We start from the raw sequence: 24,877 nt of genomic DNA, 5'->3' as shown, positions 1-24,877 counted from the left end.
CAACCAAGCCGCACGATGCTTGCGGGGCTTCCGGGGATTCGAAGGGCTCCCCTCCGGGACCGTCACGCCCCCTCCAGGAACCGCAGCACAGCAAGCACCCGCCGGTGATCCCCGTCCGCCACCGGCAGATCGAGTTTCGCGAAGATGTTGTTAATGTGCTTGGCGACCGCGCTCTCGCTGACCACCAGTTGCTCGGCGATGCCCGCGTTGGAGCGCCCCTCCGCCATCAGCGAGAGCACTTCGCGCTCGCGCGGCGTCAGCCGCTCCAGCGGGTCGGAGTTGCGGCGCAGCAGAAGCTGCGCGACGACCTGCGGGTCGAGCGCGGTGCCGCCGTTCGCGACGCGGCGCAGGGCGTCGATGAACTCCTCGACGTCCGCGACGCGTTGCTTGAGCAGATAGCCGATACCGCCGCCGTGGGACGACAGCAGGTCGGCCGCGTACCGTTCCTCGACGAACTGGGAGAGCAGCAGGACCGCGGTGTCCGGCCACTGCCGGCGGATCATCAGGGCGGCCCGTACGCCCTCGTCGGAGAAGCCGGGCGGCATCCTGACGTCCACCAGGGCCAGTTGCGGCCGGTGCTCGTCGACGGCCGTCAGCAGGGCCTCGGCGTCGCCCACTTCGGCGGCGACCTCGAAGCCCGCGGTCTCCAGGACCTTGACCAGTCCGATGCGCAACAGGACCGAGTCCTCGGCGATTACAGCCCGCACGGCAACTCCACAGTGATGATGGTCGGGCCCCCGGCGGGGCTGCTGATTCCGATGGATCCGTCGACGGAGCCGACGCGCTGCGCGAGCCCGGCCAGGCCGGTACCGCCCGCCACGTCCGCGCCGCCGATCCCGTCGTCGGTGACGGTCACCCGCAGCACGTCCCCGCGCCACCGCACCTCGACGTCCACCCGCTCCGCGCGGGCGTGCTTGGCGACGTTCGCGAGCGCCTCGGAGACCACGAAGTACGCGACGGCCTCCACGGTGGGCGACGCCCGCCGCTCCATGTCCACCTTCAGATGGACGGGCAGCGGCGCCCGCGCGGCGACACCCGACAGTGCCGCGTCCAGGCCCCGGTCGTCCAGGACGGCCGGATGCAGCCCGCGCACCAGGTTGCTGAGTTCCTCGATGGCTTCCTTCGCCTCGCGGTGCGCCTCGTCGATCACCCGGCGCGCCTCGGGCGGCAGGTCCTTGAGGGTGGCGCGGGCCAGGCCGAGGTTCATCGCGAGGGAGACCAGCCGCTGCTGCGCGCCGTCGTGCAGATCGCGTTCGATCCGGCGGCGTTCGGCGTCCGCGGCGTCCACCACTCCCGCCCGGCTCTCGGCGAGGTCCTCGACGCGGCGCCGCAGTTCCCCGGCCCGGTTGGGCCCCAGCAGCGCGGCGGCGGCCGAGGTGTCGAGCCGGGTGACGGCGGCGGCCAGGAAGGGCGCCACGAGCAGCAGGACGACCCCGGCGGCGGTGACGAGCGTGTACCGCTCGGTCCAGCCGGGCAGCCGGTCCTCGACCGGCAGCGCCCACACCCAGGAGAAGACCAGCGCGCCGAAGATCCCCGCGACCCAGGAGCAGACGACGAGCACCGCTCCGGCCGCCGCCAGCGGGGCGGCCAGCAGGTGGTAGCCCAACTGCCGCCAGGTCGCCTCCGAGCGCAGCCACCGCCAGGCGCCGCGCGGGGTGTACCAGGGGCTCGCCCGCGGCACCCGGGGGACGGTCAGCCCCAGCAGCGACCAGAACCGGCTGCGCTGCAGCATCGTCAGCGGGCCGCACACCAGGGGCAGCGCGGGCAGCAGGATCACCGACCGCCAGTCCGTCACGAGGTCGAAGATCAGCAGCGCGCTCACCCCGGCCAGCGGCACGCCCGCCGTGACGAACGCCGTGTTCCGCCATGCCCAGGCCGACCACGGGGCGTATGCGGCGGCCTGCTGGAGTGCACGCCGCAGCGGCCCTGTTGATGCCATGAGCTCACCGTAGAGCCCCAGGTGGGGCGGTGTGCATCCCGTAGGGGTCCGCTCTCGGGGTATGGCCAGCACCACCACAGGTCGGTCCCGGGCGTTACTGACCTGCGCGGGTCCGGCGACGAGGCTGGTTCCCGTACCCGACCGCCGGGTCCGGAAGGAGTTCACCACCATGTCCGTCCTGGAGATGCCGGCCACCCGGATCCGTCCGACCGCCACCGTGCACGGCAGCACCGGCGCCGAGATCATCGAGTTGTACGCCGTCCCGGAGCCGGAGCCGCGCCGCCCCAGACCGCTCGGCTACGTCCTGATCGCGCTCGGACTGGCCCTGGTCCCCTGGCTGTTCATCCTCGCGACCTCGCTCCCGGACACCGCGCAGGCGTCCCACTGGTCGACCGCCTGGGTGGGCCTGGACGCCCTGGAGGCCGTCGGCCTCATCGGCACCGGCCTGCTCCTGCGCCGCCGCGACCACCGCCACGGTCTCGCGGCGGCCGCCACCGCGATGCTGCTGGTCGTCGACGCCTGGTTCGACGTCACGACGGCCGCCCCTGGAGCAGATATCGCATCCGCGCTCCTGATGGCGGCCTGCCTCGAACTGCCGCTGGCCGCGCTGTGCGCGGCACTGGCCGTACGGGCGTCCGCACGCACGAACTCCCCCAGCTGACGCTGGGGCTCAGTTCATGCGTCCGCACGCGCAAACGCAAACGCCGGCGGGGCTGGAAATTCCAGCCCCGCCGGCGTTTGCGGCGAACGTTGTACAACCCGCCCTAGCAGCCGAGCAGTCGGCCACCCAGGTACGACTGGATCTGGTCCAGCGACACGCGCTCCTGCTTCATGGTGTCGCGCTCGCGCACCGTCACCGCGTTGTCGTCGAGGGTGTCGAAGTCGACAGTGACGCAGAACGGCGTACCGATCTCGTCCTGACGACGGTAGCGGCGGCCGATGGCACCCGCGTCGTCGAACTCGATGTTCCAGTTCTTCCGCAGGTCGGTCGCCAGGCCCTTGGCCTTCGGCGAGAGCTGCGGGTTGCGGGACAGCGGCAGGACGGCGACCTTGACCGGCGCCAGGCGCGGGTCGAGGCGCATGACCGTGCGCTTCTCCATGACGCCCTTGGCGTTGGGCGCCTCGTCCTCGTTGTACGCGTCGAGCATGAAGGCGAGCATGGCGCGGTTCACGCCCGCCGCCGGCTCGATGACGTACGGGAACCAGCGCTCGCCGGCCTCCTGGTCGAAGTACGAGAGGTCCTGGCCGGAGGCCTCGGAGTGCGCCTTGAGGTCGAAGTCGGTGCGGTTGGCCACACCCTCCAGCTCGGAGAACTCGTTGCCGCCGAAGTTGAAGCGGTACTCGATGTCAGTGGTGCGCTTCGAGTAGTGGGACAGCTTCTCCTTGGCGTGCTCGAACCAGCGCATGTTGTCCGGGTTGAGGCCCAGGCCGGTGTACCAGTTCCAGCGCTGCTCCATCCAGTACTCGTGCCACTGCTCGTCCTCGCCCGGCTTGACGAAGAACTCCATCTCCATCTGCTCGAACTCACGGGTCCTGAAGATGAAGTTGCCGGGCGTGATCTCGTTGCGGAAGCTCTTGCCGGTCTGGGCGATACCGAACGGCGGCTTCTTGCGCGAGGTCGTCTGCACCTGGGCGAAGTTGGTGAAGATGCCCTGGGCGGTCTCCGGCCGCAGGTACGCGACGGAGCCCGCGTCCTGGGTCGGGCCGAGGTGTGTCTGCAGCATGCCGGAGAACTGCTTGGGCTCCGTGAAGGCGCCCTTGTTGCCGCAGTTCGGGCAGTTGATGTCGGCGAGACCGTTGGCCGGCGGACGGCCGTGCTTGGACTCGTACGCCTCCTCCAGGTGATCCGCGCGGTAGCGCTTGTGGCAGGAGGTGCACTCGGTCAGCGGGTCCGAGAACGTCGCGACGTGGCCGGACGCCTCCCAGACCTCGCGCGCCAGGATGACCGACGAGTCGAGTCCGACAACGTCGTCGCGCGAGGTGACCATGGAGCGCCACCACTGGCGCTTGATGTTCTCCTTGAGCTCGACGCCGAGCGGCCCGTAGTCCCAGGCGGCCCGCGAGCCGCCGTAGATCTCACTGCACGGGAATACGAAGCCTCGGCGCTTGCTCAGGCTGACGATGGTGTCGATCTTGTCGGCGGCCACGGTGCTCTCTTCAGTACGACGAAGCGGTCAGTTGCCCCAGGTTACCGGCGGGCCCTGTCCCCATATCAAATCGGTTCCGGCGGAACTCCAGGGATCGAGGGCAATTGACAATCGTTTCCACTTCAGATGAAAATGAGTGTCATGAACAAACGCCACCGTCTGATACCCGCCGCCGTCGCCGGAACCGCCGCCCTGGGCCTGCTCACACTGAGTGCCTGCTCGGCTTCGGACGCCGCGGACGGCGCGGGGAGCAGCGGAAAATTGAAGGTCACGGCGTCCTTCTACCCCATGGAATTCCTGGCGAAGGAGATCGGCGGCGACCATGTCGCCGTGACGGCGCTCACCAAGCCGGGCGTCGAGCCGCACGATCTGGAGCTCACCCCGCGGCAGACCGCCGCCCTCGGCAAGGCCGACGTGATCGTCTACCTCAAGGGCCTGCAGCCCGCCGTCGACGAGGCCGTCAAGCAGTCCGGGGTGAAGAACACCGCCGACGCCGCCTCGCTGACCACGCTCGAGGAGCACGGCACCGAGGTCGACGGCCATGCGCACACCACCGGCGACAACCACTCCGGCGAGGGCGAGGCCGGCGCCGACCCGCACATCTGGCTCGACCCGGTGAAGTACGCCGAGGTCGCCAAGGGCGTCAACACCACGCTCGCCAAGGCCGACCCGGACAACGCCGCCACGTACCAGAAGAACACGGACGTGCTGGTCAAGAAGTTGGACGCGCTGAACAACCAGTTCAAGGACGGTCTCAAGAACCGCGCCTCCGACACCTTCATCACCACCCACGCGGCCTTCGGCTACCTCGCCGAGCGCTACGGCCTGGTCGAGGAGGCCATCGGCGGCATCGACCCCGAGGCCGAGCCCAGCGGCGCCCGCATCAAGGCCCTGCAGCAGCTCTCCGCGAAGCACCACGTCTCGACGGTCTTCTTCGAGACGCTCGCCAGCAACGCCACCGCCAAGACCCTGGCCGGCGACCTGAAGCTGAAGACCGATGTACTGGACCCCCTCGAGGGCATCACCGACAAGTCCAAGGGCACCGACTACTTCGAGGTCCAGCAGAGCAACCTCAAGGCTCTGCAGACGGCACTCGGCAGCAAGTGAAGGACGCGATGACCGAGCAGATGACGGAGCACCTGGTGAAGGAGGCAGGCATGACGGAGGCGGACAGGGAGCCGGTCCCGGTCATATCCCTGCGCGGGGCGACGGCCTCGCTCGGATCCCGGCCCGTACTGCGCGGGGTGGACCTGGCGGTCGGCCGCGGAGAGGTCGTCGCGCTGCTCGGTGCCAACGGCTCCGGCAAGTCGACGGCGGTCCGCGCCGTCGTCGGCCAGGTGCCGCTCAGCGAGGGCCGTCTCGAGCTGTTCGGCACCCCGCTCAAGCGCTTCCGCGACTGGGCCAGGATCGGCTACGTCCCGCAGCGCACCACCGCCGCGAGCGGCGTGCCGGCGACCGTCCGCGAGGTCGTCTCCGCCGGCCGGCTGGCCCGTACCCGGCTGCGGCCGCTCGGCCGGGCCGACCGCGCGGCGGTCGACCGGGCGCTGGAGCTGGTCGGTATGGCCGACCGCGCCAGGGACTCCGTCAACGCGCTGTCCGGCGGGCAGCACCAGCGGGTGCTCATCGCCCGCGCGCTGGCCGTGGAGCCCGAACTGCTGATCATGGACGAGCCGATGGCGGGCGTGGACGTGGCCAGCCAGGAGATCCTGGCCGGCACCCTGCGCGAGCAGGTCGCGGGCGGCGCCACCGTGCTGCTCGTCCTGCACGAGCTCGGGCCGCTGGAGCCGCTGATCGACCGCGCGGTGGTGCTGCGGGACGGCTGCGTCGTCCACGACGGACCGCCGCCGCGCGCCGTCGGCCAGCACGCGCTGCCCGGCCACGACCATGTGCACCCGCACGCCGCACACGACGCCGAACCGATCAGGACGGGGCTGCTGAGCTGATGGACATCCTCGACTACGCCTTCATGCAGCGGGCCCTGATCGCGGCCGTCCTGGTCGGCATCACCGCCCCCGCCATCGGCATCTACCTCGTCCAGCGCCGCCAGGCGCTGATGGGCGACGGCATCGGCCATGTCGCGATGACCGGCGTCGGCCTGGGCTTCCTGCTCAACGCCAGCCCGATCTGGATGGCCACCGCCGTGGCCGTCGTCGGCTCCGTCGCCATCGAGCTGATCCGCTGGTACGGCAAGACGCACGGCGACATCGCTCTAGCGATGCTGTTCTACGGCGGCATGGCCGGCGGCGTGATGCTGATGAGCATGTCCGACACGGGCTCCAACGCGAACCTCGTCACGTACCTCTTCGGCTCGCTCAACACCGTCTCGCCGCAGGACGTCACGACCATCTGCGTGCTCGCCGCGTTCGTGGTGCTCGTCACAGTCGGGCTGCGCCGGCAGCTCTTCGCGATCTGCCAGGACGAGGAGTTCGCCCGCGTCACGGGGCTGCCGGTCCGGCTGCTGAACCTGCTCGTGGCGGTCACCGCCGCCGTCACCGTCACCGTCGCGATGCGCGTCGTCGGCCTGCTGCTCGTCAGCGCCCTCATGGTTGTCCCGGTCGCCGCGGCCCAGCAGCTCTCCCGCAGCTTCGCGATGACGTTCGCCCTGGCCGTCCTCATCGGTGTGACGGTGTCGCTCTCCGGAGCCGTCACGTCGTTCTACGTGGACGTTCCGTCGGGACCGACGATCGTTCTGCTGGCCATCGCCATCTTCATCGCCCTGGCCCTGCTCGCCGGTCCGCTCGCAAGAAAACGGGCCCGAGGTTCCGCTGCCGCCGCGGAACGGTGCACCCTGGAGGTACCCGCCGCGCGCGTCCCCCAGGACGACGTTCGGGTTTAGGCCCTGTGGCCTGACACAATGACGACCGACCGGACATCTGGACGGTGACGGTGACGACCGAGAAGGAGGCGTCGGTGACGACCACCAAGCCCCCCGTGCAGGGCCGATCGACCCGGCAGCGCGCTGCCGTCGCCGCCGCGCTCGACGAGGTCGAGGAATTCCGCAGCGCCCAGGACCTCCACGACCTTCTCAAGCACCGCGGCGACTCCGTCGGCCTCACCACCGTCTACCGCACGCTGCAGTCCCTCGCCGACGCCGGCGAGGTCGACGTGCTGCGCACGGACGACGGCGAGTCCGTCTACCGCCGCTGCTCCGACGGCCACCACCACCACCTCGTCTGCCGCATGTGCGGCAAGGCCGTCGAGGTCGAGGGCCCGGCCGTCGAGAAGTGGGCCGAGGCCATCGCCACCGACCACGGCTTCGTCAACGTCGCCCACACGGTGGAGATCTTCGGCACCTGCGCCGAGTGCGCCACCGCGGCTCCCCCGAAGGACGCCTGACCGCTGCGCGGTCCCGCACGTCATAGCAAAGCCGATGGTCCGCCGCGGGTAGGCGGCGGACCATCGGCTTTCGTGCTCAGCCGCGACGCACGCCCTGCTCAGCCGCGCTTATCGGCGTCCGGGACGAGGTCGTTCGGGAGGGCGCCGCCGAAGCGGCGGTCGCGGGAGGCGAATTCGTGGCAGGCGCGCCAGAGGTCGCGGCGGTCGAAGTCGGGCCACAGGACGTCCTGGAAGACCATCTCGGCGTAGGCGGTCTGCCAGAGCAGGAAGTTGGAGGTGCGCTGCTCGCCGGAGGGGCGGATGAAGAGGTCCACGTCCGGCATGTCCGGGTAGTACAGGTACTTCGCGAAGGTCTTCTCGTTGACCTTGGAGGGGTCGAGCTTGCCGGCCTTCACGTCCGCCGCCATGGCGGCGGCCGCGTCCGCGATCTCCGCTCGGCCGCCGTAGTTGACGCAGAAGTACAGCGTCATGGCGTCGTTGTCCTTCGTCTGCTCCTGGGCGACCTGGAGCTCCTGGACGACGGACTTCCACAGCTTGGGCATCCGGCCCACCCAGCGGATGCGGATGCCGAGCTCGTCCATCTCGTCGCGGCGGCGGCGGATGACGTCCCGGTTGAAGTTCATCAGGAAGCGCACCTCGTCGGGCGAGCGCTTCCAGTTCTCGGTCGAGAAGGCGTACAGGGAGAGGTTCTTGACGCCCAGCTCGATGCTGCCCTTGAGGACGTCGAGGACGACGGACTCGCCGACCTTGTGGCCCTCGGTGCGCGGCAGGCCGCGCTCCTTCGCCCAGCGGCCGTTGCCGTCCATGACGATGGCGACGTGCTGCGGCACCAGCTCCCCCGGGATCTTCGGGGGCACCGCACCGGACGGGTGCGGGTCCGGAGTCCGGTACTCCGGTCGGGAACGGCCCAGAATCCCGCGACGTGCCATGCGCGTTGCCTCTCCTACATCTCGGTACTGCGTACTGCTCGGTCCACCGCGCGCTGCCGCGCGCTACTTCTCGACGAACTTCAGCGACCGCAGCCCACGCTCCAGGTGCCACTGCAGATACGCCGCGACCAGCCCGCTGCCCTCCCGGCAGAAGTGCGGCTCGCAGGCGTCCGCCGTCTCCCAGTCCCCGCCCAGCAGCGCGCCGAGCAGTTCCAGGGACTCCCGTGAGGGTACGACGCTTCCCGGCACACGGCACTCGGCGCAGACGACTCCTCCCGCCCCTACCGAAAAGAACCGATTCGGCCCGTCCATACCGCATTTGGCACAGTTGTCGAAGCTGGGCGCATAGCCGTTCACGGCCAGTGAGCGCAGCAGGAACGCGTCGAGGATCAGCCGTGGCTGGTGCTCGCCCGCCGCCAGGGTGCGCAGCGCGCCGACGAGGAGCAGGTACTGCTGGACGGCCGGTTCGCCCTCGTGGTCGGTGAACCGTTCCGCCGTCTCCAGCATCGCCGTGCCGGCGGTGTAGCGGTCGTAGTCGGCCGCGATGGCGCTACCGTACGGAGCGATCGTCTCACCCTGTGTGCACAACGGCAGCCCGCGTCCGACCAGTTCCCCGCCCCGCGCGAACAACTGCACGTCGACATGGCTGAACGGTTCCAGCCGCGCCCCGAACTTCGATTTCGTGCGGCGGACCCCACGGGCCACCGCCCGCACCCGCCCGTGTCTGCGGGTGAGCAGCGTGATGATCCGGTCCGCCTCACCCAGCTTCTGGGTGCGCAGCACGATGCCGTCGTCGCGGAACAGACTCATACGGCCCATTGTCCGGTACGGGAAGGGGCCTCCGGGCACCCTGGCCCGTGCAAGACCGCTGTGCCCCGGTACGGGCTGCGAGCGGCTCGTACCGGGGCGCAGCAGGACGGTCAGACGAACAGGACGGAGCGCAGCTTCAGCCGCTCGGAGCCGTGGCCGGTGAAGGGCCGCAGCCGGTAGGAGTCGCCCTCGCAGCCGGGGTCGGTGAAGACGACGGCGGTGGCGTCGGTGCGGTTCAGCGGAGAGTGCGCGGGCGAGCTCGACGACGGGTCGGCGACCTCGGGGAGGGTGATGCACTCCCGGTTCGGCGGGTTGTCCAAGGTGGCCGACTGTGGGCTGCCGTCCAGGCCGGAGTACGTGTAGACGAAGGTCCCGTCGGCCGCGTCCGCCGGTGCGGACAGGGTCAGGACGAGGGCGAGGGCGCCGAGGGACGCGGCGACCGAATGACGAATGCGCATGGGGACAGGCTCCTGTGAGAAGGCGTACTGAACGCCTGAGCCCTTCCGTCGATGCGCCGGCGTTGCACCTCACCGACCTGCGGAAACGATTCACTGTCACCCGGACGGCCGCGCCCGGGGGGCGCGCCGCCCGGCATCCGGGGGCTGTGTCAGGACGGTGCGCCCGCGGCCTCGGCGAGGAGCCGGTCGGTGTCCCCCGCGGGCAGCGACAGACAGCGGCCGACCGCGACCAGCGCCTCCCGCTCGGCGGGAAGGTAGGGACCGTCGGCGAGGGCGATCCGCGCGCCCTGCAGCAGGATCCGTTCGCGCCCCTGGGGCGCGAGGTGCGCGGAGAGCGGCTCCAGGGCCTCGTGGAGCTCGATGGAGAGCCAACTGCCGCAGCCGTCGAGGGCGTCGGCGAAGGAGTCGGGGCCGAGGGCGTCGGCGGCGCCGGGGAACCGGCCCGCGTCGGCGACGATCGCCGCCAGCAGTCCGAGGAGCTGGTCCTCCGTGCAGTCGGCGAAGCCGGCGGCGCGCACCGCGCGCACGGCTTCCTCCCGGGCCGGCCGGCCCGTGGCCCCGCCCGCCGTCAGCACGGCGAGTGCGACGGTGTGGACGGCGTCGCGCAGCATCGCGGAGAACCGGGCCGTCGTGGGGTGGTCGAGCGTCTCGGCACCGAAGTGCCCGTGGCAGCCGCTGCATTCGATGACCACACCGGCCGGTCCCCGCGTCAGCAGGGGAACGTTGAGCACGGTGAGGCGCCGTGTGCCGCTGCGCCGGTGATAAGCACGGTCGCCACCGCAGGCGGGGCAGAAGAACTCGCCGTCGTCCTCGGTGTGCCATGCGGTGCGCACACCCCAGAAGCACAGCCCTCGCAGCTGAACCACGTTGCACCCTCCGGCGTTTCGTCCCGGTACGCACCGATCCGGCACGCACATGTGCGTAACGCCTCGGCAACGGTGCCGTTACTGCTGCCGTGATGTTAGCCACACCAATGACGCGCAGTCAGTACCGCGTAAGGGGGGATTTCCGGATCGGCCGCCTCCGCACGGAGTCGTAGCAGGTCACAGCGGGTCGGCCCGGGAAGAGGATTGACGTGATCTCGCTGTTGGCCGGCGCCCCTGCGGCCGGTGGGCACAGGACAGGGGTTTCCGGGCGTACCGGGCACGTTCCGGGGTCCGTTCCGCCCAGGTTCCCGGACGCGCCAACGGCCGCGGCGGGCCCGTGAAGGCCGCCGCGGCCGTTGCCGTAGGAGTTCGTCCGCGAGCCGGCCGGACGGGCTCAGGAACGGATGTACTCACCCGAAGGCGTCACTCAGCGGGCCGCCCGGTTGACGGCCGAGACGACCGCCTTCAGGGAGGCGCGCGTGGTGTTGGGGTCGATGCCGATGCCCCACAGCACCTTGCCGTCGATCGCGCACTCGATGTACGACGCCGCCCGGGCGCTCGCGCCCTCGCTCAGCGTGTGCTCGGTGTAGTCCAGCAGCCGCGCGTCGATGCCGACCGAGGACAGCGCGTCGAAGAACGCGGAGATCGGACCGTTGCCGCGACCGTTGAGCACCGTCGCGACACCGTCCACGACGGCTTCCACGGTCAGCGCGTCGCCGCCGTCCGTCGTGGTCTCGGCCTGGGCGGAACGCAGTTCGATGCGGCCCCAGGCGTTCTCCGTCGTCGGCAGGTACTCGTCGCGGAAGGACGCCCAGATCTCGGCGGGCGTGATCTCGCCGCCCACGTCGTCGGTCCTGGTCTGAATGATCTTGGAGAACTCGATCTGCATCCGGCGCGGCAGGTCCAGCTTGTGGTCGTTCTTCAGGACGTACGCGATACCGCCCTTGCCGGACTGCGAGTTGACCCGGATGACGGCCTCGTAGGAGCGGCCGACGTCCTTCGGGTCGATCGGCAGGTACGGGACCGCCCACGGGATCTCGTCGACGGTCCTGCCGGCGGCGGCCGCGTCGGCCTCCATCGCCTCGAAGCCCTTCTTGATGGCGTCCTGGTGGGAGCCGGAGAAGGACGTGTAGACCAGGTCGCCCGCGTACGGGTGGCGCGGGTGGATCTCCATCTGGTTGCAGTACTCGGTGGTGCGGCGGATCTCGTCGATCTGCGAGAAGTCGATCTCCGGGTCCACGCCCTGGCTGAACAGGTTCATGCCCAGGGTGACCAGGTCGACGTTGCCGGTGCGCTCGCCCTGCCCGAACAGGCAGCCCTCGATCCGGTCCGCACCCGCCATGATCGCCAGCTCGGCGGCGGCCACCGCGGTGCCCCGGTCGTTGTGCGGGTGCACCGACAGGCACACGTTCTCGCGGCGCGACAGGTTGCGCGACATCCACTCGAAGCGGTCGGCGTGCGTGCTGGCGGCGGAGCGCTCGACGGTCGCCGGCAGGTTCAGGATGATCTCGCGGCCGGCCTCCGGCTGCCAGACGTCCATGACGCCCTCGCAGACCTCCAGGGCGAAGTCCAGCTCGGTGTCGGTGAAGATCTCCGGGCTGTACTGGTAGCCGAAGACCGTGTCGGAGCCCAGGATCTTCTCCGCGTACTCCATGACCAGCCGCGTGCCGTCCACGGCGATGGCCTTGACCTGCTCCTTGGTGCCGCGGAAGACCACCCGGCGGAAGACCGGCGCGGTCGCGTTGTACAGGTGCACGGTGGCCTGGCGGGCGCCGACCAGCGACTCGACGGTCCGCTCGATCAGCTCCTCGCGGGCCTGCGTCAGGACGGAGATCGTCACGTCCTCGGGGATCGCGCCCTCTTCGATGATGGAGCGCACGAACGCGAAGTCGGTCTCGCCGGACGACGGGAAACCGACCTCGATCTCCTTGTAGCCCATCTTCACCAGCAGATCGAACATCGCCCGCTTGCGCGCCGGGGACATCGGGTCGATCAGCGCCTGGTTGCCGTCCCGCAGGTCCGTGGAGAGCCAGCGCGGCGCCTTGGTGATCCGCGCGTTCGGCCAGGTGCGGTCGGCGATGTCGACGGCGTCGTAGGGCGCGTACTTGTGGATCGGCATCGAGGTGGGGCGCTGGCGCACGCTCGCCGCCGTGATGGGCGTGGGGCGGCCTACGGAATTCGCGGGGTTCTGGGACATCTGCGGTGGGCTCCTCATGGGTCCGGCTCCAGTACGGCCGACGGCGATGCGCACGCCAGAACTCCGCGGGGAGGGGGTCGGCCTACGACTACAGGCCCTCGCCGCGGCAGCTAAGGAGAAGCAGCCCGAAACGCATGATGTGGACGACCATAGCCGAGCCCGCTCGGAAATCGCACCCGAAGCGCGCTCCCTCTCAGTATGCAAGACGAGTGGTTCTGTCCAGTAAAACCATGATCTTCCGTCCCTTTTCAGTAATCATCGTCGCAAGCAGTGACAGTCCCGTCGCCACGTGCCACATTGCCGCCATGGACGCGACACCTACTTTCTGCACGATCATTCCTCCGCACGTCCTCGACAAGATGGCCACGTCCGAGGACCGCGCACTCTCCGATCTCGGCCGCCGCACCCTGGAACGGGATGCCTACGAGCGCACTCACCGCCGGCTGACCACCGTCATCGGCGCTCCTTCCATCGCCGGCGCGATCGTCTCCGACCAGCCGAAACGCACGATCTTCGACGCCAAGCACCAGACGGCGCTCCCGGGCCGGAAGTGCCGCGGCGAGGTCGACAAGGACAGCAAGGACCAGACCGTCAACCGCGCGCACGCGGGTCTCGGCGCCACCTTCGAGCTGTACCTCAAGGCGTACGGACGGCACTCGATCGACGACCAGGGCCTGCCGCTCAACGCGACCGTGCACTACAGCCAGGGGTACAACAACGCCTTCTGGAACGGCGAGCAGATGGTGTTCGGGGACGGCGACGGCGAGATCTTCCTCGACTTCACCCTGCCGATCGACGTGATCGGCCACGAGCTGACCCACGGCGTGACCCAGTACACGGCGAACCTGACCTACTTCGGCCAGTCGGGCGCGCTCAACGAGTCGATGTCCGACGTGTTCGGCTCGCTCATCAAGCAGTACTCGCTGCAGCAGACGGCCGATACGGCCGACTGGCTCATCGGCGCCGGACTGCTCGGCCCGAACATCCACGGTGACGCGCTGCGCTCGATGAGGGCGCCGGGCACGGCCTACGACGACCCCCAGCTCGGCAAGGACCCGCAGCCCGGCAGCATGGACCAGTATGTGACGACCGGCCGTGACAACGGCGGCGTGCACATCAACTCCGGCATCCCCAACCACGCCTTCTACCTGGTGGCCGAGTCCCTCGGCGGGTATGCCTGGGAGAAGGCCGGGCAGATCTGGTACGACGTGCTGACCGGCGGGGAGATCTCCACGAAGGCGACGTTCGCCGAGTTCGCCCGGCTGACCGTCTCCGCCGCTCAGGCGCGGTTCGGGGAAGGTGAGGCGCACCAGGCCGTACTGAAGGCGTGGTCGCAGGTCGGCGTCCCGACGTCGACGGGCAATGGCGCGGACCTCCCGCGCTAGACCTGACGGCCGGACGGCACGTGGGGTCACGAGGGCTGAGGAGCACCGTGCGCATTGAAGTCATCCGTTCCGGCGGCTTCGCCGGAATCGAGCGTCGGGCCGTGCTGGACACCACCGGCCGGCCCGATGCCGCTCATCTGCACGGTGTGGCCCTTGAGGCCGTCGAGCAGGGCGGTTCCGCGCCGGACCGCGGGGTGCCGGACGGTTTCCACTACGAGATCACCGTCGACGGCCGCACCGTCCACTGCGCGGACCCGCACCTGACGGACGCGCAGCGCGATCTGATCCAGACGGTGCTCAAGGAAGGTGCGTGACGGGTGGCCCCGAACGCCGGCCGGCGTTCGGGGCCACGACCGTCAGAACCCCAGCTTGCGCAGCTGCTTCGGGTCGCGCTGCCAGTCCTTGGCGATCTTCACATGCAGATCAAGGAAGACCGGCGTGCCGAGCAGCGCCTCGATGTGCTTGCGCGACTTGGTGCCGACGTCCTTGAGGCGGGCGCCCTTGGGGCCGATGATGATGCCCTTCTGGCTGGACCGCTCGATGTAGATGTTGGCGTGGATGTCGAGCAGCGGCTTGTCCTTCGGCCGGTCCTCGCGCGGGATCATCTCCTCGACGACGACCGCGATGGAGTGCGGCAGCTCGTCCCGTACGCCTTCGAGCGCGGCCTCGCGGATCAGTTCCGCGACCATGATCTGCTCGGGCTCGTCGGTGAGGTCGCCGTCCGCGTAGAGCTGCGGGCCCTCCGGGAGCAGCGGGATGATCAGGTCGGCGAGCAGGCCGACCTGGACGTCCGCGACGGCCGAGACGGGGATGATCTCCGCCCACTCGATGCCCAGCTCGCGGCCGAGCTCCGCGATCGCGAGCAGCTGCTCACGGAGCACCTTGTCGTCGACCAGGTCCGTCTTGGTGACGATCGCGATCTTGGGGGTCTTGCGGACCCCGGCGAGCTCCTTGGCGATGTACTTGTCACCGGGGCCGAGCTTCTGGTCGGCCGGCACACAGAAACCGATCACGTCGACCTCGGCCCAGGTCGAGCGGACCACGTCGTTGAGCCGCTCGCCCAGCAGCGTGCGCGGCTTGTGCAGTCCAGGGGTGTCGACGAGGATCAACTGCGCGTCAGGGCGGTGCACGATGCCGCGCACCGTGTGCCGGGTGGTCTGCGGCCGGCTTGAGGTGATGGCGACCTTGATGCCGACGAGAGCGTTCGTGAGGGTCGACTTGCCCGCGTTGGGGCGGCCGACGAAGCATGCGAAGCCGGACCGGTGGACGGCCTCGGAGGACTGGGGACTGGCGCTCATGCGGCCCATTCTCCCCGATCGCGGCGGGCCCGGGTCACACCGGCACCCGTGAACCCGGGCGGCGGCCGGATGTGAGCTGCCGGAAACTCCTCCGCAACACGAAACACGGCGGAAACACGTCTGCCCACATCCGGAAACCGCCGACCGTGAGGCTCGGGTCCATCCACCGCCGTGCACCACCCCCCGCCGCCCCGGGAAGGGAAGTCCTCGTGCCGTATCTGTCGGCCGGAATCGACTCCGGAGACACCGCCTGGCTGCTCGCCGCCACCGCGCTCGTCCTGCTGATGACACCGGGCCTGGCCCTCTTCTACGGCGGCATGGTCCGCACGAAGAGCGTCCTCAACATGCTCATGATGAGCTTCGTGTCGATCGCGCTGGTGACGGTGGTCTGGCTGGTCGCGGGCTATTCGCTCGCCTTCGGCCCGGACGCCGGCGGCCTCGGGCTGATCGGCGGCCTGGACCATCTGGGCATGCACGACATCGGCCCGACGAGCGTCACGGGCCATGTCCCGACGCTGCTGTTCGCCACGTTCCAGCTGACCTTCGCCGTCGTCACGGCCGCACTGATCAGTGGCGCCATCGCCGACCGCGCGAAGTTCGGCGCCTGGGTGGCGTTCGTGCTCGTCTGGACGCTTCTCGTATACGTCCCGGTGGCCCACTGGGTCTTCGGCACCGGTGGCTGGATCGTGGCGAAACTGGGCGCACTGGACTTCGCGGGCGGCACCGTCGTCGAGGTCTGCTCCGGCGCTTCGGGACTGGCGCTGGCGCTGGTCCTCGGCCCGCGGCTCGGCTTCCGCAAGGAGGCCATGCGGCCGCACAACCTTCCGCTGGTGGTGCTCGGCGCCGGGCTGCTCTGGTTCGGCTGGTTCGGCTTCAACGCGGGCTCGGCACTCGGCGCGAACGGCCTGGCCGCGGCCGCGTTCCTCAACACCCAGGTCGCGGGCTGCGCAGGCCTGCTCGGCTGGCTGATCGTGGAGAAGCGCCGCGACGGCCACGCCACGACGCTGGGTGCCGCGTCCGGTGCGGTGGCCGGCCTGGTCGCGATCACCCCGGCCTGCGGGTCGGTGGACCTGATGGGGGCGCTGGTCGTGGGCCTGGCCGCCGGGGTGCTCTGCTCGTTCGCCGTCAGCTGGAAGTTCCGGCTCGGCTACGACGACTCCCTCGACGTGGTCGGGGTGCACCTCATCGGCGGCATCGTCGGAACCCTGCTCATCGGCTTCCTCGCCACCGCCACCATGACCGGCGGCCCCGAGGGCCTGTTCTACGGCGGCGGCCTCGGCCAGCTCGGCAGGCAGGCCGTCGCGGTGGCGGTCGTCGGGGCGTACGCGTTCACCGTCACGTACGGGATCGGGAAGGTCATCGACCGGCTGATGGGCTTCCGGGTATCGGCGGAGGACGAACTCACCGGCCTCGACCTGACCGTGCACGCGGAGTCGGCATACGATCACGGCGTCGTCTCGCAGGGCGCCCCGCACGTGCACGCCTCGGCTCTCGCCCAGGCCCTTGCCCACGCCAAGAACAGGAGCTCCGCCGAATGAAGCTGGTCACCGGCGTCATCAAGCCGTTCAAGCTGGACGAGGTGAAGACGGCGCTCCTGGAGCTCGGCGTCCACGGCCTCACCGTCACCGAGGCCAGCGGCTACGGGCGCCAGCGCGGCCACACGGAGGTCTACCGGGGGGCCGAGTACCGCGTCGACCTGGTGCCGAAGGTCCGGATCGAGGTCCTGGTGGAGGACGCCGACGCCGAGGCCGTCATCGAGGCGGTCGTGAACGCCGCCCGCACCGGCAAGATCGGCGACGGCAAGGTCTGGTCGGTGCCGGTCGAGACGGCGGTACGGGTCCGCACGGGCGAGCGCGGACCCGACGCGCTCTGAGCGCTGTGCGTCCGGGGGTTTCGGTCAGCCCGCGGAGACCGTGACGCGCAGCGTCCCGTCGGGGCCCGCCAGGTGCACCGGGGTCTCCGGTCCGCCGAGGTCGCGGACGGCGGCCCGGTCGGCGTCGGCCGGGGTCTCGGCGGCGGTGACGACGGCCGCCGCCTCCAGGGACTGCGCGCCGCTGGCGACCGCCATGGCGACGGCGGTCTGCAGGGCGCTGAGCTTCAGCGAGTCCAGCGCGACGGTGCCGGCGACGTACGTACGGCCGGTCTCGTCGCGTACGGCCGCGCCCTCGGGCACGCCGTTGCGGGCCCGGGCGGACCGCGCCAGGGTGATGATCTTCAGGTCCTCGGGCCCCAGCGGGGTCGCATCGCTCATACCGGCGAGCATAAAGCGCCCGCGAGGACGGCGTCCGAGGCGGCGGTCCAACCCGGTGCGCAAGACGGCCTAATGGGCCACCTGATCACGCTATAAGCGTCTTTTAGCCTTATTGCTGATGTTCGGTCATGTTCGGATTACTTCTTCCGCTCCCGGCGATACGTTCCCGATGGCCGCCGAGGACACCGCCGGCGGCCACCGGCAGCACGAGGGGCCCACGGGCCCATGGGGCACATAGGAGGGGACCGACCTATGACCGGACCTGCTGTTCAACCGTTCGGCTCGCTGGGAGCCACCACCGCCCGCGTGACAGGCGACCCGCACGTCGGGCCCGTGGTCGACGAGACCTGGGAGTTCGAGGGCGGCACCGCCTGGGTGTTCTACGCCGAGGGCCACACGGAACTGGTGAAGCCCGTCATCCTGAGCGACGGCTTCTCGATGGGGCCGAGCAATCTCTTCCTGTTCTGGGAAGGGCTGGACCACGGCGAGTACCCGTTCGTCCGCGAACTGGGCGCCCGCGGCTATGACTTGATCATCCTCGGCTACGCCGAGCGGTCCGCGTCGATCCTGAAGAACGCGGAGGTCGCGATCTCCTGTATCAACCGCGCGAAGGACCAGCGCGCGAACAAGAGCGACCTCATGACGGTCGGCGGGTTCAGCATGGGCGGGCTCGTCACCCGGTTCGCCCTCGCCAAGATGGAGCACGAGGGCAGCAACCACGAGGTCGGCACCTACATCTCCTACGACAGCCCGCACCGGGGCGCCTGGATCCCGCTGAGCCTCCAGGGGCTGGCGCACTTCCTGGCGCCGATCAGCGACGGCATGCAGAACATGATCAACAGCGAGGCCGCCACCGAACTCATGTGGCGGCACAAGGCGAGCATCGCCGCGGAGCCCATCCAGCACCAGAACCGTACGGACTTCCTCGCGAAGCTGGCGGAGTACGGATGGTGGCCGACCGGCCCCCTCAACCCGAACGGGATCCGCAAGATCGGCGTCGCCAACGGCTCCGGTACCGGCACCCCCAACGACGTCCCGGCCGGTGAGCTGGCGCTGGAGATCACCGGCGGCCTCTTCAAGAACACCGCCCTGTACCTCCAGGACGACACCGAGAACCAACTCGTGGCCTACCTCAAGCTGTTCCTCCAGACCGCCAAGGAGGTCCACACCTCAGGGCTGCCCGAAATGGACGGAGCTCCCGGCGGAACCCTCGAATCCTTCGGCATCGCCGCCGACGAACTCAACGGCGCCGACCAGCCCGCCACCGCCCACTACCGCTCGATCGCCTTCGTCCCGGCCGTCAGCGCCGTCGCCATCCGCGACATCGACACCCACGAGGACCTCTACGCCGACATCAGCGCGATCCCGTCCCAGGAAAGCGAGCTCGACGCGTTCCTGTGCGCCTCCCAGAACGAGGAACACACCCTCATGACGGAGGAACTGGGCAGCTGGATCATCGACCAGCTGGAACTCAACAAGTAGCCCTCCGGGGGGAGGGGTTGGGGGCTCGCCCGATGGGCGGGCCCCCTCTCGTGTGTTCGTGTACGTGTGCATGTACGTGTGCGGGTGCGGGGGGTGGGTGCGGGGGGTGGGTGCGGGGGGGTGGGTGCGGGGGGTGGGTGCGGGGGGTGGGTGGCTGGGGTTCGAGCGATGCGGAGTGCTCTTCTGCGTCGCTTCGCGCCTTGACCGGGCGGAGGGGGAGGCCCCGGCGCTGCGCGCCTGCCAGTGAGCCGACCCGCTGCGCGGCCCGGTGATGCGAAGCGAACCGGTCAGCTTCGCTCCCCTGGCCGAGTGGTGGGTGGTCGGGGCCGGAGGTGCCCTGACGGTGGCGGGTTCTGGCCGTGGCCGGACTCCGGCCCACTCTCCCCGCCGAAATATGGGGCGAGTGTGACGAGAGATGACCCATGGGGTTCAGGGGGCGCCTTCGGGCCCGATGTGGATCACCGTGTGTGGCCGGAGGACTGCTCAGGCGGCATCCAGGCGCACGGGGTGATCCCTTGCGGCCGCATGGGGCTCAAGGCGTCAGGATGCGCCCCCATCCGGGGAGCGCAGCGGACCGGCCTCACTCCGCACCCGGGGAGCGCAGCGGACCGGATTCACCGCACAACACCGGGCCGCGCAGCGGGGCGGCTCACTGGCAGGCGCGCAGCGCCGGGGCCTCCCCCTCCGCCCGGTCAAGGTGCGCAGCGCCGCAGAAGGGCACTTCGCACCGCCTGAACCTCAACCACGCTCCAACGGGCGCGGCTCCCAGCCGAGTTGGGCACAGAGCGTTCCGTGCAGGAGGTCGGGGTCGACGAGCCGGCGGTCGGGCCGAGGCGCGCAGCGCCAGCTCAGGGGCCAGGTGAGACCGGCGAGGGCGGGGATGCCGACGTAGGCGTCGCGGCCGCCCGATCCCAGACGGGTGGTCCCCGGTGGCCAGCTGCGCCCCGCGGAACTCCCGGGCGCAACCAGGAAGTACATCCACCGGCACCCCGCCGACTCCCCGATCACCGGCCCCGGTTCACCGTTCGTGAGAGCTTCGAGCCGCGTCGCCAGCTCCTCGCCGACCTCTTCCGCGACCCGGACGGCGTCGAAGAAGACGCCGGCCTTGCGAAGCCGGTGCCCGGAGACCGGCAGCCATGGGTGCAGGACGTTGACTCGGTTACTTTCTGTATTCATGCGTCCACTGTCGGCACGCACAGCTAGCCTGAACAGGACCGGAACCTCGACAGAGGCTGGGTGGGGGTTCGGGTCGAACTCCCGTGGAGACGTGTGGAATCGAGCTGACGGGTGTGGGGTGGCGAGAATGGGTCAGAGCGCTGGATCCTCGGGGACCGCACGGTACTTCGCCGAGCTATTGCGTACGTTCCGCAAGTCGCGCGGCCTCACACAGGCCCAGCTGGGCGAGCTGGTACATGTCTCCGACTCGTACGTCAGCGCCGTCGAGACGTGCGAGCGCATCCCGTCGCCTGAGTTCATCGCGGCGGCTGATGAGGCGCTGGAGGCGGGTGGACTTCTGGCGATCGCTACTGAGCACCTGGCTCACGACCGGTACCCGGCGTTCTTCAAGGACTTCGCGAAGCTGGAGGCGGAGGCGTTGAGCGTCTCGTCGTACAGCACGCACATGCTGAATGGGTTGCTGCAGACGGAGGCTTACGCGCGGGCCGTGATCGGTTCGCGCTTCCCCCCGTTGGAGGACGAGGAGGTCGAGCGACTGGTCGAGGCGCGCCTCGCACGGCAGACGCTGTTCTTCCGCAAGCCGGTGGCGTTGTTCAGCTTCGTGATCGAAGAGTCCGTACTGCGGCGGCGGTTCGGAACCCGCGACGGCATGCACGAACTGCTTGACCACATCCTGCGGTGCGCGGCCCTGCGGAACGTGGTCGTGCAGGTTCTGGCTTCGGCTCACGGCGAGCATGCGGGCGTTGATGGCGGAATGACGCTGGTTGAAACCCCGGGGCACAAGCAATTGGTTTATCTGGAGGCACAGGAGCGCAGCCTGTTGATCTCCGACCCGGACGAGGTGGCCCGCTACTCCCAGCGTTATGCAATGATCCGAACGCAGGCCCTCGGGATCGAGGAATCCGCAGCTCTGATCAAGCAGTTGGCGGGAGAGACATGAGCGACCTGATCTGGTTCAAGAGCACCTACAGCGGCGGCAGCGGCGGCGAGTGCATCGAGATCGCCTACGACTGGCGCAAGTCCACCCACAGTGGCGGCGAAGGCGGCGAGTGCGTGGAGGTAGCCATCCACCCCACCACCGTTCACATCCGCGACTCCAAGGACCCGCAGGGACCGGCCCTCGCCGTCCCCGCCTCCTCCTGGGCCGCCTTCGTCGCATTCGCCGCCGCTCAGCCCAGCTGAGCTGAGCCGTCAGCACACGTCGGGGGTTACGTGTTAGTCCAGTCGGCTGCTGCGAACAACACCACGCTCTACACGATGTTCGGCGCCATCACGGCGGCACTCATCGCGGGGGCCGGGCTGCTCTATCAGATACGCCGCACGCGGGCGTTGGAGCGGGACAAGGCCACGTGGGCGGCCGAGCTGGAAGCGCAGAAGGTGCAGCACCAGCTCGATGTCGATCTGGAGGTGAAGCGCCGGACGTGGGACCACGAGGTGGAGACGGCCGAGCGGGAGCGGCGGCGCGCCGAGGCGGAGGCCGAGCGGGAGCGGGAGCGGGCCGCGCTGCTGGAGGCGACGCTCCATCGGGAGGTGGAGCTCGGGGCGGCCGAGTACTGCGAGAAGCTGGCGCACGAGCTGTCGATGCTGCGCATTCTCGACCTGTCACGGCCGTTGGACCTGAAGAAGCTGTACGTCCAGGTGCGGGTGCAGGAGCAGGAGCCGCTGCGGTATCTGTACGACGATGAGCTCCTGACCGCGATCGAGCTGGAAGATCTGGCGTCTGCCGTCGTCGACCAGGAAGGGATCGAGGCGCCCAAGAAGCCTCCGAGGCCCGATCGGGCCTCCCCCGCCACCCTCGCGCCGATGGAGGCGCTGCAGCGGCATCAGCGCATCGTTGTCGTGGGGGATCCCGGTGCCGGCAAGACCACCATGGTGCGGCATCTGGCGTTCGGGATCGCGACCCGGCGCGGGATGCCGGGGCTGCCCGACCTGCCCGCCTACGTGGAGCTGAACCACTTCATCGGCAGCGGCCACACCAGCCTGCTCGACTACCTGGCCGAATTCTGGGCCGATCGGTACGGGTTCGCGGGCTCCCGGGCCCACATGGAGGCGAAGCTCACCGACGGGACAGCCGCGCTCCTGCTCGACGGGCTCGACGAGGTGCTGGGCGGGGGTTCCACCGAGGAGGCGACGGCGGCGTACAACCGCGTGGCCAACGAGGTGAACCGGCTGGCGGCCCGGTTCCCGAAGGCGCCCATGGTCGTCACCTGTCGGCGGCACGGCTGGCGCAGCGGGCTGGTGCAGTTCCAGGTGATGGAAGCGCTGGACTTCGAGTGGGCGCAGATCAAGACGTTCATCGCGAACTGGTTCGGTCCGAAGGACGTTCGCTCCGACGGTCTGGTGCAGGCGCTGTCCGGCAACTCCCGGCTGCAGACCCTCGCCGCGAACCCGCTGCTGCTCAGCCTGATCGCCATCGTGTACGAGCGGGATCTCGAACTTCCGGAGCGACGGGCGGCGTTGTACCGCCGGTGCGTGGAGGTGATGCTCCGCGAGTGGGACTCCCACCGGCAGATCTCCCGGTACAGCCGCTTCACGACCGACAACAAGCAGGATCTCCTCAAGCAGATCGCCTGGCACTACCACCAGCTGGGCCAGCGCTATTTCGCCGAGGACGATCTGCTGGCGCTCATCGCGCAGTATCTGCCGACGATCGATCTCCCGCCGGGCGACAACCGCGCCATCCTCGACGAGATCGCCGCCCAGTACGGCCTGCTCAAGGCCCAGGCGCACGGCTGGTACGGGTTTCTGCATCTGACGCTCCAGGAGCACTTCACCGCCACCGCCCTGTGGGAGCGGGGTCCCGAAGGGATCGAGGTGGCCACGGCGAGGCGCTACGACCCGTGGTGGGAGGAGGTCGTCCTGCTGCTCGCGGGATCGTTGCCGGATGCCACTCCCCTGCTGCTCGGGCTGCTGCAGCTGCCGGCGGACGGCTCCGGGCGCGAGGACGACGTGCTCAGCCTGCCGGACGACGATCTGTTCCACACGGATCTGCTGATGGCCGCGCGGTGTCTCACCGGAAGCCCGCGCATCGCCGACACCCGGCTCCGGCAGCAGATCGTGCGGTCGCTCTGGCGGTTGCTGGAGGAGACGCCGTACGAGCAGGACCGGGAGCGGGCGGCGCAGGTACTGGTGGGGTTGCTCGGTTCCGGACGCCAACTGCCGGAGATCATCGACTACATCGCCGACGATCAGCACTCCGAGGACGTGCGGATCGCCCTCGTCGACGCGCTGGGTGCCCTCGGTGGGCGCGGGGCCGGTGAGCGGCTGCTGGGGCTCTTCACCCTTCGTTCCGAACTGCCCGGTGAGGTGAGAGAGCACTTCATCAGAGCGCTGGGGAAACTGCGGGTCGGGCAGGCGGTTCCCGCGCTTCTTCAGGAGCTCTCGAAACTGCAGAACTCCCGTCCTTCGTCGGACATGGACGCGATCGCCAGAACGCATCTCCTGGCGGCGATCGCCGAGGCGCTGGGCGCTACCGGTGGCCCTGCCGACACTCTTCTTCTCCTTCTGGAGCAGGAGGCAGGATCAGAGTGGTTCGGCACCCTCGTCCGAGCCGTGGGTGACGCGCTGGCGCAGCTCGATGATCCTTCGGTGCCGGATCTCCTGCTGCGGTTCGCGGACCGCAACGGCGGCTGGGACCTCGGCGGTGGTTCGAGCCTGGCCGGGACGTATCTGAACGTTGCCGGAGAACCGGGCTTCCGATCCCTCCTGGACCTCGTCCGAGCCGGCGACGCCACCGGGTGGGAAGCCGTCCTCATCATGGTGAGCCTGGCGGAGTTCAGCACGCGGGGGCACGGCAGGGCCTGGCGGGAGGACTTCCTGGCCCTCGCCGTCGACGACAGCAGGCCCTGGCAGATCCGCTGGCTTGCCATGCACTGTCTGGACCACCTTCCGGGCAGCGTCGATGAACTGGAGTTCCTCACCGCACACCCGAGCAGGAACGTGGCAGTCTCCGCCGCGGTCACGTTGGCGGCCTGGGGAGCACCGGGCCATCTCCACCTGGTCCAGGAGGCGATCGTGAAGCATCGCCTCAGGCCGTTCATCCCTCTCAGGTCCCGCGATATCCGTAGGAGCATTGGGATCGCGTCCGTGAGGGGCCGTCTGATGCAGGTACTCGCACCGTACAACGACGTCGCGTTCTCGCGCCGGCTCACCCGGGCCGCCATCCGGGCCGGAATTGATTCGTCCTCCATGCAATGGCTGTGGGAGATCGATCCGGAGGCCGCATTCGACAACTGCCTGCGCCGGGGCAATCGATTCAGCCTGCTGTCCGACAAGATCTACGCGGTGCTCAAGGTTCCCCGGTCGTGCGTAGCGGACGCGCTGGAGACGATCCGGCACGTCAACGCTCAGCCGACCGTCGACGGGGACATCGGGACGCGGTCCCTGTTGCGGATGATCTCCGTCGTGGCCGACGATGCGGAGACCGTTGCCCGCCTGCTGGCTTTCGTCACCACAGAGATCCGGGATCCACGCCACCTACCTCCGGACTACGGGCTCCACACCAGCCAGCACGCCGTCCGCGAAGCCCTCTACGCCGTCAGCCGCCGCGCCCGCGTGCGGGTCCTCAAGGACGGGACCGTCGTCCCGATCACGTCACGCTAGC

General features: G+C 69.6%; 24 protein-coding genes. 13 read left to right on the top strand and 11 right to left on the bottom strand.

Annotated elements, in window-relative coordinates:
• Window positions 1-62: 62 nt before the first annotated feature.
• The gene (locus G3I60_RS15245) at window positions 63-707 is read right to left on the bottom strand and encodes a response regulator transcription factor (protein WP_164294009.1); all 645 of its coding nucleotides are present in this window, start codon (window positions 705-707) and stop codon (window positions 63-65) included.
• Window positions 695-1,939 (bottom strand): sensor histidine kinase, encoded by a 1,245-nt coding sequence (locus G3I60_RS15240; protein ID WP_164294008.1) that lies wholly within the window; start codon window positions 1,937-1,939, stop codon window positions 695-697. Before G3I60_RS15240 ends, G3I60_RS15245 begins: the two co-directional genes overlap by 13 nt.
• Window positions 1,940-2,108: 169 nt before the next feature.
• On the opposite strand from G3I60_RS15240, the gene G3I60_RS15235 reads away from it, so the two are divergent.
• Window positions 2,109-2,600, top strand: a complete 492-nt coding sequence (locus tag G3I60_RS15235) for a hypothetical protein (RefSeq protein WP_164607205.1) — start codon at window positions 2,109-2,111, stop codon at window positions 2,598-2,600.
• Window positions 2,601-2,703: 103 nt separating this feature from the next.
• Here the strand turns inward: G3I60_RS15235 and G3I60_RS15230 are convergent, their stop codons facing one another.
• Window positions 2,704-4,086: a glycine--tRNA ligase gene (locus tag G3I60_RS15230; protein WP_138353206.1), complete on the bottom strand. Its 1,383-nt coding sequence runs from the start codon at window positions 4,084-4,086 to the stop codon at window positions 2,704-2,706.
• Between the two features lie 141 nt (window positions 4,087-4,227).
• Here G3I60_RS15230 and G3I60_RS15225 point away from each other — a divergent pair, with 141 nt between their 5' ends.
• The 4 genes from G3I60_RS15225 (at window position 4,228) to G3I60_RS15210 (ending at window position 7,422) form a co-directional block, all read left to right on the top strand.
• Window positions 4,228-5,193: a metal ABC transporter substrate-binding protein gene (locus G3I60_RS15225; protein WP_164294006.1), complete on the top strand. Its 966-nt coding sequence runs from the start codon at window positions 4,228-4,230 to the stop codon at window positions 5,191-5,193.
• Between the two features lie 50 nt (window positions 5,194-5,243).
• Window positions 5,244-6,029 (top strand): metal ABC transporter ATP-binding protein, encoded by a 786-nt coding sequence (locus G3I60_RS15220; RefSeq protein ID WP_138353258.1) that lies wholly within the window; start codon window positions 5,244-5,246, stop codon window positions 6,027-6,029.
• Window positions 6,029-6,922: a metal ABC transporter permease gene (locus G3I60_RS15215; protein ID WP_138353204.1), complete on the top strand. Its 894-nt coding sequence runs from the start codon at window positions 6,029-6,031 to the stop codon at window positions 6,920-6,922. The genes G3I60_RS15220 and G3I60_RS15215 overlap by 1 nt, the downstream gene beginning before the upstream one ends.
• 74 nt (window positions 6,923-6,996) lie before the next feature.
• The gene (locus tag G3I60_RS15210) at window positions 6,997-7,422 is read left to right on the top strand and encodes a Fur family transcriptional regulator (RefSeq protein WP_138353203.1); all 426 of its coding nucleotides are present in this window, start codon (window positions 6,997-6,999) and stop codon (window positions 7,420-7,422) included.
• 98 nt (window positions 7,423-7,520) lie between these two features.
• On the opposite strand, the gene G3I60_RS15205 is transcribed toward G3I60_RS15210, so the two are convergent.
• The 5 genes from G3I60_RS15205 to leuA all read right to left on the bottom strand — a co-directional run bounded on the left by G3I60_RS15205 (window position 7,521) and on the right by leuA (window position 12,700).
• Complete coding sequence (locus tag G3I60_RS15205; protein WP_138353202.1) at window positions 7,521-8,351, bottom strand: isoprenyl transferase; 831 nt, start codon at window positions 8,349-8,351, stop codon at window positions 7,521-7,523.
• 63 nt (window positions 8,352-8,414) lie between these two features.
• The gene (recO, locus tag G3I60_RS15200) at window positions 8,415-9,161 is read right to left on the bottom strand and encodes a DNA repair protein RecO (RefSeq protein ID WP_138353201.1); all 747 of its coding nucleotides are present in this window, start codon (window positions 9,159-9,161) and stop codon (window positions 8,415-8,417) included.
• A gap of 110 nt (window positions 9,162-9,271) precedes the next feature.
• Complete coding sequence (locus G3I60_RS15195) at window positions 9,272-9,619, bottom strand: hypothetical protein (protein ID WP_138353200.1); 348 nt, start codon at window positions 9,617-9,619, stop codon at window positions 9,272-9,274.
• 149 nt (window positions 9,620-9,768) lie between these two features.
• Window positions 9,769-10,485, bottom strand: coding sequence for a TerB family tellurite resistance protein (locus tag G3I60_RS15190; protein ID WP_343241031.1), 717 nt, complete (start codon window positions 10,483-10,485; stop codon window positions 9,769-9,771).
• 427 nt (window positions 10,486-10,912) lie between these two features.
• A complete protein-coding gene (gene leuA / locus G3I60_RS15185) occupies window positions 10,913-12,700 on the bottom strand; it encodes a 2-isopropylmalate synthase (protein ID WP_164294004.1) in 1,788 nt (595 codons plus the stop codon).
• A gap of 287 nt (window positions 12,701-12,987) precedes the next feature.
• Here leuA and G3I60_RS15180 point away from each other — a divergent pair, with 287 nt between their 5' ends.
• Both G3I60_RS15180 and G3I60_RS15175 read left to right on the top strand, forming a co-directional pair.
• Window positions 12,988-14,067, top strand: a complete 1,080-nt coding sequence (locus tag G3I60_RS15180) for a M4 family metallopeptidase (RefSeq protein WP_164294003.1) — start codon at window positions 12,988-12,990, stop codon at window positions 14,065-14,067.
• 47 nt (window positions 14,068-14,114) lie between these two features.
• Window positions 14,115-14,381: a protealysin inhibitor emfourin gene (locus tag G3I60_RS15175; RefSeq protein WP_138353196.1), complete on the top strand. Its 267-nt coding sequence runs from the start codon at window positions 14,115-14,117 to the stop codon at window positions 14,379-14,381.
• 42 nt (window positions 14,382-14,423) lie between these two features.
• Here the strand turns inward: G3I60_RS15175 and era are convergent, their stop codons facing one another.
• Window positions 14,424-15,374 carry a GTPase Era gene (gene era / locus G3I60_RS15170; RefSeq protein WP_138353195.1) on the bottom strand — a complete coding sequence of 317 codons (951 nt, stop codon included), beginning with the start codon at window positions 15,372-15,374 and terminating at the stop codon, window positions 14,424-14,426.
• Window positions 15,375-15,574: 200 nt separating this feature from the next.
• On the opposite strand from era, the gene G3I60_RS15165 reads away from it, so the two are divergent.
• Both G3I60_RS15165 and G3I60_RS15160 read left to right on the top strand, forming a co-directional pair.
• Window positions 15,575-16,903, top strand: a complete 1,329-nt coding sequence (locus G3I60_RS15165) for an ammonium transporter (RefSeq protein WP_164294002.1) — start codon at window positions 15,575-15,577, stop codon at window positions 16,901-16,903.
• Window positions 16,900-17,238 carry a P-II family nitrogen regulator gene (locus G3I60_RS15160; RefSeq protein WP_138353193.1) on the top strand — a complete coding sequence of 113 codons (339 nt, stop codon included), beginning with the start codon at window positions 16,900-16,902 and terminating at the stop codon, window positions 17,236-17,238. Before G3I60_RS15165 ends, G3I60_RS15160 begins: the two co-directional genes overlap by 4 nt.
• Window positions 17,239-17,262: 24 nt before the next feature.
• On the opposite strand, the gene G3I60_RS15155 is transcribed toward G3I60_RS15160, so the two are convergent.
• The gene (locus tag G3I60_RS15155) at window positions 17,263-17,616 is read right to left on the bottom strand and encodes a cytidine deaminase (protein ID WP_164294001.1); all 354 of its coding nucleotides are present in this window, start codon (window positions 17,614-17,616) and stop codon (window positions 17,263-17,265) included.
• A gap of 252 nt (window positions 17,617-17,868) precedes the next feature.
• On the opposite strand from G3I60_RS15155, the gene G3I60_RS15150 reads away from it, so the two are divergent.
• A complete protein-coding gene (locus G3I60_RS15150; protein ID WP_138353191.1) occupies window positions 17,869-19,098 on the top strand; it encodes a triacylglycerol lipase in 1,230 nt (409 codons plus the stop codon).
• 738 nt (window positions 19,099-19,836) lie between these two features.
• Here G3I60_RS15150 and G3I60_RS15145 read toward each other — a convergent pair.
• A complete protein-coding gene (locus G3I60_RS15145) occupies window positions 19,837-20,274 on the bottom strand; it encodes a hypothetical protein (RefSeq protein ID WP_164294000.1) in 438 nt (145 codons plus the stop codon).
• Between the two features lie 127 nt (window positions 20,275-20,401).
• On the opposite strand from G3I60_RS15145, the gene G3I60_RS15140 reads away from it, so the two are divergent.
• Genes G3I60_RS15140 through G3I60_RS15130 form a run of 3 tightly spaced genes read left to right on the top strand, consistent with a single transcriptional unit; the run spans window position 20,402 to window position 24,876 of the window.
• The gene (locus tag G3I60_RS15140; protein WP_164293999.1) at window positions 20,402-21,214 is read left to right on the top strand and encodes a helix-turn-helix transcriptional regulator; all 813 of its coding nucleotides are present in this window, start codon (window positions 20,402-20,404) and stop codon (window positions 21,212-21,214) included.
• Window positions 21,211-21,456 carry a DUF397 domain-containing protein gene (locus G3I60_RS15135; protein WP_164293998.1) on the top strand — a complete coding sequence of 82 codons (246 nt, stop codon included), beginning with the start codon at window positions 21,211-21,213 and terminating at the stop codon, window positions 21,454-21,456. The genes G3I60_RS15140 and G3I60_RS15135 overlap by 4 nt, the downstream gene beginning before the upstream one ends.
• Before the next feature lie 30 nt (window positions 21,457-21,486).
• Complete coding sequence (locus G3I60_RS15130) at window positions 21,487-24,876, top strand: NACHT domain-containing protein (RefSeq protein ID WP_164293997.1); 3,390 nt, start codon at window positions 21,487-21,489, stop codon at window positions 24,874-24,876.
• Window position 24,877: the final 1 nt, after the last annotated feature.

Origin of the sequence: Streptomyces sp. SID13666 (assembly GCF_010548325.1) — a bacterium.
In the GTDB taxonomy this organism is placed as follows: Bacteria; Actinomycetota; Actinomycetes; order Streptomycetales; family Streptomycetaceae; genus Actinacidiphila; species Actinacidiphila fildesensis.
This window is presented reverse-complemented; position numbering and strand designations above follow the sequence as displayed.

What these genes read in the sequence shown, in the direction of transcription:
- G3I60_RS15240 (WP_164294008.1), bottom strand. Translation starts at nt 1,939, where the DNA reads ATGGCATCAACAGGGCCGCTGCGGCGTGCACTCCAGCAGGCCGCCGCA.
- G3I60_RS15235 (WP_164607205.1), top strand. Translation starts at nt 2,109, where the DNA reads ATGTCCGTCCTGGAGATGCCGGCCACCCGGATCCGTCCGACCGCCACC.
- G3I60_RS15225 (WP_164294006.1), top strand. Translation starts at nt 4,228, where the DNA reads ATGAACAAACGCCACCGTCTGATACCCGCCGCCGTCGCCGGAACCGCC.
- G3I60_RS15220 (WP_138353258.1), top strand. Translation starts at nt 5,244, where the DNA reads ATGACGGAGGCGGACAGGGAGCCGGTCCCGGTCATATCCCTGCGCGGG.
- G3I60_RS15215 (WP_138353204.1), top strand. Translation starts at nt 6,029, where the DNA reads ATGGACATCCTCGACTACGCCTTCATGCAGCGGGCCCTGATCGCGGCC.
- G3I60_RS15205 (WP_138353202.1), bottom strand. Translation starts at nt 8,351, where the DNA reads ATGGCACGTCGCGGGATTCTGGGCCGTTCCCGACCGGAGTACCGGACT.
- recO (WP_138353201.1), bottom strand. Translation starts at nt 9,161, where the DNA reads ATGAGTCTGTTCCGCGACGACGGCATCGTGCTGCGCACCCAGAAGCTG.
- G3I60_RS15195 (WP_138353200.1), bottom strand. Translation starts at nt 9,619, where the DNA reads ATGCGCATTCGTCATTCGGTCGCCGCGTCCCTCGGCGCCCTCGCCCTC.
- leuA (WP_164294004.1), bottom strand. Translation starts at nt 12,700, where the DNA reads ATGAGGAGCCCACCGCAGATGTCCCAGAACCCCGCGAATTCCGTAGGC.
- G3I60_RS15180 (WP_164294003.1), top strand. Translation starts at nt 12,988, where the DNA reads ATGGACGCGACACCTACTTTCTGCACGATCATTCCTCCGCACGTCCTC.
- era (WP_138353195.1), bottom strand. Translation starts at nt 15,374, where the DNA reads ATGGGCCGCATGAGCGCCAGTCCCCAGTCCTCCGAGGCCGTCCACCGG.
- G3I60_RS15160 (WP_138353193.1), top strand. Translation starts at nt 16,900, where the DNA reads ATGAAGCTGGTCACCGGCGTCATCAAGCCGTTCAAGCTGGACGAGGTG.
- G3I60_RS15155 (WP_164294001.1), bottom strand. Translation starts at nt 17,616, where the DNA reads ATGAGCGATGCGACCCCGCTGGGGCCCGAGGACCTGAAGATCATCACC.
- G3I60_RS15150 (WP_138353191.1), top strand. Translation starts at nt 17,869, where the DNA reads ATGACCGGACCTGCTGTTCAACCGTTCGGCTCGCTGGGAGCCACCACC.
- G3I60_RS15145 (WP_164294000.1), bottom strand. Translation starts at nt 20,274, where the DNA reads ATGAATACAGAAAGTAACCGAGTCAACGTCCTGCACCCATGGCTGCCG.
- G3I60_RS15140 (WP_164293999.1), top strand. Translation starts at nt 20,402, where the DNA reads ATGGGTCAGAGCGCTGGATCCTCGGGGACCGCACGGTACTTCGCCGAG.
- G3I60_RS15135 (WP_164293998.1), top strand. Translation starts at nt 21,211, where the DNA reads ATGAGCGACCTGATCTGGTTCAAGAGCACCTACAGCGGCGGCAGCGGC.